The organism is Flavobacteriales bacterium (assembly GCA_016779935.1).
GTDB lineage: Bacteria > Bacteroidota > Bacteroidia > Flavobacteriales > UBA7312.
The window spans coordinates 117,963-124,222 of record JADHMQ010000003.1 but is presented as its reverse complement, the minus strand read 5'-3'; the positions used below and the strand labels follow the sequence as shown (position 1 = coordinate 124,222).

The window sequence follows — 6,260 nt, the reverse complement described above, 5'->3', positions numbered from 1 at the left end:
ATGGGGCAGCATCAGTTGCTGACCAATTGAATGTTACTCTATTGTGGATGATGTTATCCACTGTTAAGCCTGAAGGAATTATATCACATGGGTCTGCTCCTGCGGGCTCTCCAATAGTGAAGTCTATCTCTGAAATACAATCAGAAGTAATATCGGTTACAGTAAGGATAAAGTCTCCCGCAGATAATGCAAATGGATTTTGTGGAATCCCTATGGTGTTAAATATGGTTACATTATAGTTAGAGGAGCCTCCTTGACCTGTTGCCTGAACACTACCATCTGAAGCTCCTGTTGAAGAGACATCAGTTGTACCAAGTAATACTGCTGTGAAATCACCACAGTATGTACAGCTGCCATCGTCTTCAGTAGCGTTAGGATTATAGTTATCCGCATTTGCATCTGTACAGCCTTGTACTATTGGAATAACAGAATCAACGGTAAAAGAAACATTGTCAAAATAAATGATATTATCTTGTGTTCTTACATTTAAATCAAAGTCAGGAAAAATGACAATTTGGTCTAGAACCTCAGGGTAAATGCCAATATAAGCAGAAAAGTCAAAGGTTAATTTCTCCCATTGATTTATCAAAGTGTTAGCGACTTTTATTTCGGGTTGAGCGGCACCATCAGCGGCAACAAATTTTAGACCTACATCACTAATGACTGGCTTCCATACCATTATACTAATAGTAGAATTTTCTTCATCGAATGAGAATGTACCTAAGTCTACGCCGTGTTGTGATTCACAACCAACAAAAGGAGCACCGATTTGCAAAGCAGTGATTTTTGCTACAGTAGGCGAGGAGTTAACACCATCAGGACTTGGGTTTGAAACGATTTCAAGTTCTGGGTTATTACCGTTTTGAAAAACAGTCCATGTCCAATCAGCACCATGACCTGGTGTTTCAAAATCAATTGGCACATTAAATTCAGCTTCAGGGTATGTGCATGAGCCGTCGTCTTGTGTAGCAGTAGCATCATAATTTAGTGCAGCTACATCTGTACAGCCAGTAATTACTCCGTCAGACGAGCATGAGCCATCAGTTTCACAACTTCCAAAACAATGAAGTAATGTAATATCAGAATTAATCGTTGGGAAAGTTCTATCGTTCCAATTGTTAGGATCGGCACAGTCTTGCCCGCTTAAGTCTTCTTTTGTACCCCAGTCTCCACTATTAGCAGGACTATTTAAGAATATATAATTTCCAGTTGTTCCTGGCTCTAAATATATATTTCCTGTCCATGTACCATCGCCATCAGTGTCTGATAAAGGTACTGCCAGAGCATCACCTAACATACCTCCACCTGCATACATGCCATTAGGCCCTACAGTAATATTTGCAGTATTAACAGATAGTGTTACGGCATACAATCCATCATAAGAGCAAGAGCCATCATCTTGATTTGCACTTGGGTTAAAATTTGAAGCAATAGGATCAGTACAGCCTAAAATCTCTACAGTGTTTGAAAATGAAATGCTATCAAAATAAATGATGTTGTCTTGTGTTCGTCCACCTAAGTCAAAATCAGGGAATATGATAATTTGATCAATAACTTGAGGGTATACACCGATATAAGGAGAAAAGTCAAAAGTTATTTCTTCCCATTGATTAATTAATGTGTTTGGGATTTTTATTTCAGGTTGAGCTGCTCCATCTGCTGAAGCAAACTTGATGCCAATGTCACTAATTACGGATTTCCAAACGAGAATTTTTATGGTAGAATTAGTTTCGTCAAATGAAAATGAGCCAATATCTGCACCATGTTGTGACTCGCACCCTACCCAAGGAGCACCAACTTGTAAAGCTGTAATTTTTGCTACGGTGCTTGAAGAGTTCACTGCGTCAGGACTTGGGTTAGAAACAAATTCAAGATCTGGATTATTACCATTTTCAAAAACAGTCCAAGTCCAATCTGCTCCAATTCCTTCAGTTTCAAAATCAATTGGTCCATTTTGGGCAAAAACACTAGATATACTAAAAATGAATAGAAGAGAAAACTTCAATATGCAATTAAGTGAGTTAAGTTGTGACATTTTTTTTATGTTAAACGAATTAAATAAGTGTTAAAATTACACTTTAATAAATCAAATCAAAATGCAGCTTGATAAATTTTCAAAATACGTACCTAATTGTTTTAATTTTATATAAAATCAAATTATTATTCTTAAATATTTAATCCCTTTGTTTAGATAACTTTATCCATTATAGATTAAAAATGTTGCATAGATGTTGCATAGAATTAAGAAAGCCTTCAACTCTGCTAGAGAAGAAGGCTTAATTTCAGTGGTGCTACCAGGATTCGAACCGGGGACACAAGGATTTTCAGTCCTTTGCTCTACCAACTGAGCTATAGCACCAACAATTGGGTTGCAAATGTAAAAAAAAATCTATTGTGGCAAATAATTTTATGATAGCTTTTGGTTTTATTAAATTTGAACCCTCTAATTATGCTTAAATTAACAATAGACCAAGGAAATACCTCTACAAAAGTAGCGTTGTTCGAAGAAGAAAAATTACTTCAAAAGATGTCTGAAGTAGATTTTAGTGATGTTTCTAAGTATGTAAAAGAGGCGGAAAGGGTTATATTATCATCCGTAAAGTCTAAAAGTGAGTACATAAACCTTTCTCACTCTCATTTTATAAGTCTCACTACAGATATGCCCGTCCCTATTGAAAATCGGTATTTAACCCCTAAAACATTAGGTAAAGATAGACTAGCTTTAGCCGTTGGTGCACATCATCTCTATCCTAATCAAGATGTTTTAATTTTAGATATGGGTACTTGTTTGACTTATGATTTCCTTAATGCTAAAGGGCAGTATTTAGGTGGAAGCATATCTCCTGGACTATCTATGCGTTTCAATGCTTTACATCATTTTACAGATGGATTACCTCTTGTAAATCAGCAAGATTCGCCTACGTTGATTGGTGATACTACAGAAGACTCTATTTTATCTGGTGTAATTAATGGAATGTCTTCTGAAATAGATGGCATAATTCAGCGTTACATTAACAATTACCCAAACATCAAAATAATAATTACTGGGGGTGACGCTAATTTTTTTGATAAGGGATTAAAAAACACCATATTTGCATCCCCAGATTTATTAATGATTGGGCTAAACAAAATTTTAGATTATAATGAAGCATATTTTTAGAATTTGTAGTTTCTTAGTTCTATCATTAAGTATATACGCACAAAACGAATCGAATTCTCCATATTCTCGTTTTGGCATAGGAGAGTTACATAATTTTTCTACCGCTACACAATCCGCAATGGGTGGCGTAGGCATTGCCGATAACGACTTCTATTCTATCAATATTAATAATCCTGCTTCATACTCCACTATTTTTAAGCAGCGTTTCATTATGCAAACCGGAGGGTTTCATACTTCGAAGCTTTTACAAACGAGTACTCAAAATCAAGTTGTAAACTCTACCAATTTCAATTACCTCAAGTTAGCATTTCCTATTCATAAGTTATGGGGAAGTAGTATAGGTTTAATACCTTATTCTGAAATGTCGTATTCATTTAATGATGTAAATGAAAATCCAGCTGCCAATTTATTTTTTGAAGGCAATGGAGGTATTACCAAGTTTTATTTTGGAAACGCATTAAAATTCACTGATAATTTATCTGTAGGATTCAACATAAATTACCTTTTTGGAAATTTAAATAGTAGTAGAAAAGTGGTATTCTCTGATTCTGATATTTTCAATACCAGAAATAACGATGATACAAATCTCAAAGGATTTAATTTTGACTTTGGAATGCAATACAAAGGGAAGTTTGGTGATTGGAACTCTGTTATTGGTCTTACTCTCGACCAGGGTGGAGACATATCGGCTAAAAGAACTACCCTTACAGAGACGTATAGACTTTCTGGCGGTTTAGAAATTGTAGAAGATACTGTTGAAAATACATTGCTCAATGCTGGTAAGTTAGAGTTGCCTTCAGCATTTGGAGCGGGTATTGCCCTATCAAATGATAAATGGAAAATATTAGCCGACTATAAAACTGAAAATTGGGCAGACTATAAATTATTTGGCGAGTCTGATAATCTAGAAAACAGCTCTAGACTTTCTGTTGGATGTGAATTTACGCCAGACAAAAAAGCAATAAATAAATACTACAAGATGATTCGTTATCGTTTAGGTATGTATAGCTCACAAACATATTTGAATCTTAAAAATGAACAATTAAACGAGAATGCTATTAGCTTTGGATTCGGATTACCACTAAAGAGAAGTGGCACTTTGTTTAATCTATCAGCCGAATTTGGACAAATGGGAACTCTTAACAATGATTTAATACAAGAGTCGTTTGCTCGTTTCAAAATTGGCTTTATTTTTAGCGACATATGGTTTATAAAAAGAAAATACGATTAATTATGAAATATACTTTTTTATTACTGTTCCTTTTTGTTACTTTTTCTGCTTCTGCAGTTGTTGAGAGTAAGTTTGGTGAAGACAGCGTAACTTGTGTAACTAATATCTCTCTGTACCGAGAGTATGTAAAGCAGAAAAACTACGATGATGCTATTACACCTTGGAGACAAGCGTATAATAACTGCCCTAAAGCTACCAAAAACATTTACATAGATGGTGTTAAAATTTACAATTACTTAATCATGAAAAGTAAAGGTGATAATGCGCTTCAAAAAGCGTATTTAGATACTCTTAATACGATTTATGACAATAGGATTGCCAACTTTGGTAAAAGAGAATATGTACTTGGACTAAAAGGTTCTGATATGATTAAATATTCCTTTTCTGATGTAGATATCGCTTTTGGCTATCTTAAAGAATCTGTTGAAAGCCTTCAAAACAAGTCAAAAGCAACAGCATTATATTCTTATTTTAAAGCTGCGACACAAAAGTTTAAAGCTAAGACGTTTACCAAGTCAGAAGTTTTAGAAGTTTATGCTGAAGTATCAGATTACCTAGATTACAATTTGAGTAAAGAATCTAACAGCAAGCGATTTTACGTAAAAGCTGCTGAGAACGTTGAAAAGCTTTTTGTACCCTTTGCAACTTGTGAAGATTTAATAGCAATGTTTGATGCAAAATACCAGGAATCTCCAGACGATATGAATCTAATAAAGAGGATTGTTAAAGTATTAGATAAAAAAGAGTGTACAGATGCTAACGTTTATTTTGAGGCTGCAACTAAGCTTCATGAGTCTGAACCATCGTCATTATCTGCCTATAACATGGGTAATTTGTCATTAAGAAAAAATAAATCATCTGAAGCTATAGGCTTTTACAAGCAAGCTATTGAAATGACTGAGGATGAAAATGAAAAAGCAAATTCTTATTATGGTCTTTCGGGAGCGTACTTCAAATCAGGAAGTAATTCAACAGCAAGAAGCTATGCTTACAAAGCTCTTGAAGTCAAGCCTACATGGGGCAAGCCTTATGTCTTGATTGGAGACATATATGCGGCATCTGCCAACGAATGTGGATCGAATTCGTTTGAATCAGCGATGCTATATTCTGCTGCTATTGACAAATTTATTACAGCAAAATCAAAAGATAGTTCTGTAAACGATTTTGCAAATAAGAAAATAGCATCTTATTCAAAATATCTGCCATCCAATGAAGATGCCTTTTTTAATGGATTTAAAGAAGGTGATTCTTATACAGTTGGATGTTGGATTAACGAATCAACTAAAGTTAGAATTAAATAGTTAGTCCATAGACGATTACATCCATACCAACTTCTTTAAAGTACAATTTTTGTGTCTTTCTTTACTTTTGTTTTCATGTTCAAATGACTTAGAAAAAATTAAAGAAATTTCGATACAAAACCAATCTGTATTTCCAGTTGAAACCATTAAGGACTGCGAAATAATATACAGTGATTCTTCAAAAGTTAGAGTGTTGTTAAGTGCTGCTGTTATGAATAGATTTGACAACGAAAAAAAATACATAGAAATTCAGAATGGACTAAAAGTGCAATTCTTTGATGAAAGCGGTAAAAAGGAATCCGAATTATTATCAGATTATGCCATTATTGATGAAGAAAATGATATAATGCAAGCCCAAAAAAATGTAATAGTACGTAATGTAAATGGTGATGTTTTAGAAAGCGAAACATTAAACTGGAGTCAAGAAAAAAAAGAGATTTTTACCGATGATTTTATAAAGATTACAACAGCAAATGAAGTCATATTCGGTCAAGGTTTAGTCTCTAATCAAAATTTCACTAAATACACCATAAAAAAAATAAAAGGAACTATTTCAATAGAGCGCTAA

5 protein-coding genes and 1 tRNA gene are annotated in these 6,260 nt (G+C 34.2%); 4 read left to right on the top strand and 2 right to left on the bottom strand.

Translation table 11 applies throughout. From position 1 onward, the window contains the following. Positions 1-2,005, bottom strand: a 2,005-nt coding sequence (locus ISP73_03325; GenBank protein MBL6657619.1) for a hypothetical protein, incomplete at its 3' end; no start/stop codon positions are given. 281 nt (positions 2,006-2,286) lie between these two features. Further along, positions 2,287-2,359, bottom strand: a tRNA-Phe gene (locus ISP73_03320). A gap of 90 nt (positions 2,360-2,449) precedes the next feature. On the opposite strand from ISP73_03320, the gene ISP73_03315 reads away from it, so the two are divergent. From ISP73_03315 to lptC, 4 genes are all read left to right on the top strand, one after another. Next, positions 2,450-3,160: a type III pantothenate kinase gene (locus ISP73_03315; GenBank protein ID MBL6657618.1), complete on the top strand. Its 711-nt coding sequence runs from the start codon at positions 2,450-2,452 to the stop codon at positions 3,158-3,160. Beyond that, positions 3,144-4,391 (top strand): hypothetical protein, encoded by a 1,248-nt coding sequence (locus ISP73_03310; protein ID MBL6657617.1) that lies wholly within the window; start codon positions 3,144-3,146, stop codon positions 4,389-4,391. Before ISP73_03315 ends, ISP73_03310 begins: the two co-directional genes overlap by 17 nt. 2 nt (positions 4,392-4,393) lie before the next feature. Then, a complete protein-coding gene (locus tag ISP73_03305) occupies positions 4,394-5,692 on the top strand; it encodes a hypothetical protein (protein ID MBL6657616.1) in 1,299 nt (432 codons plus the stop codon). A gap of 67 nt (positions 5,693-5,759) precedes the next feature. Beyond that, a complete protein-coding gene (gene lptC / locus ISP73_03300) occupies positions 5,760-6,260 on the top strand; it encodes an LPS export ABC transporter periplasmic protein LptC (protein ID MBL6657615.1) in 501 nt (166 codons plus the stop codon).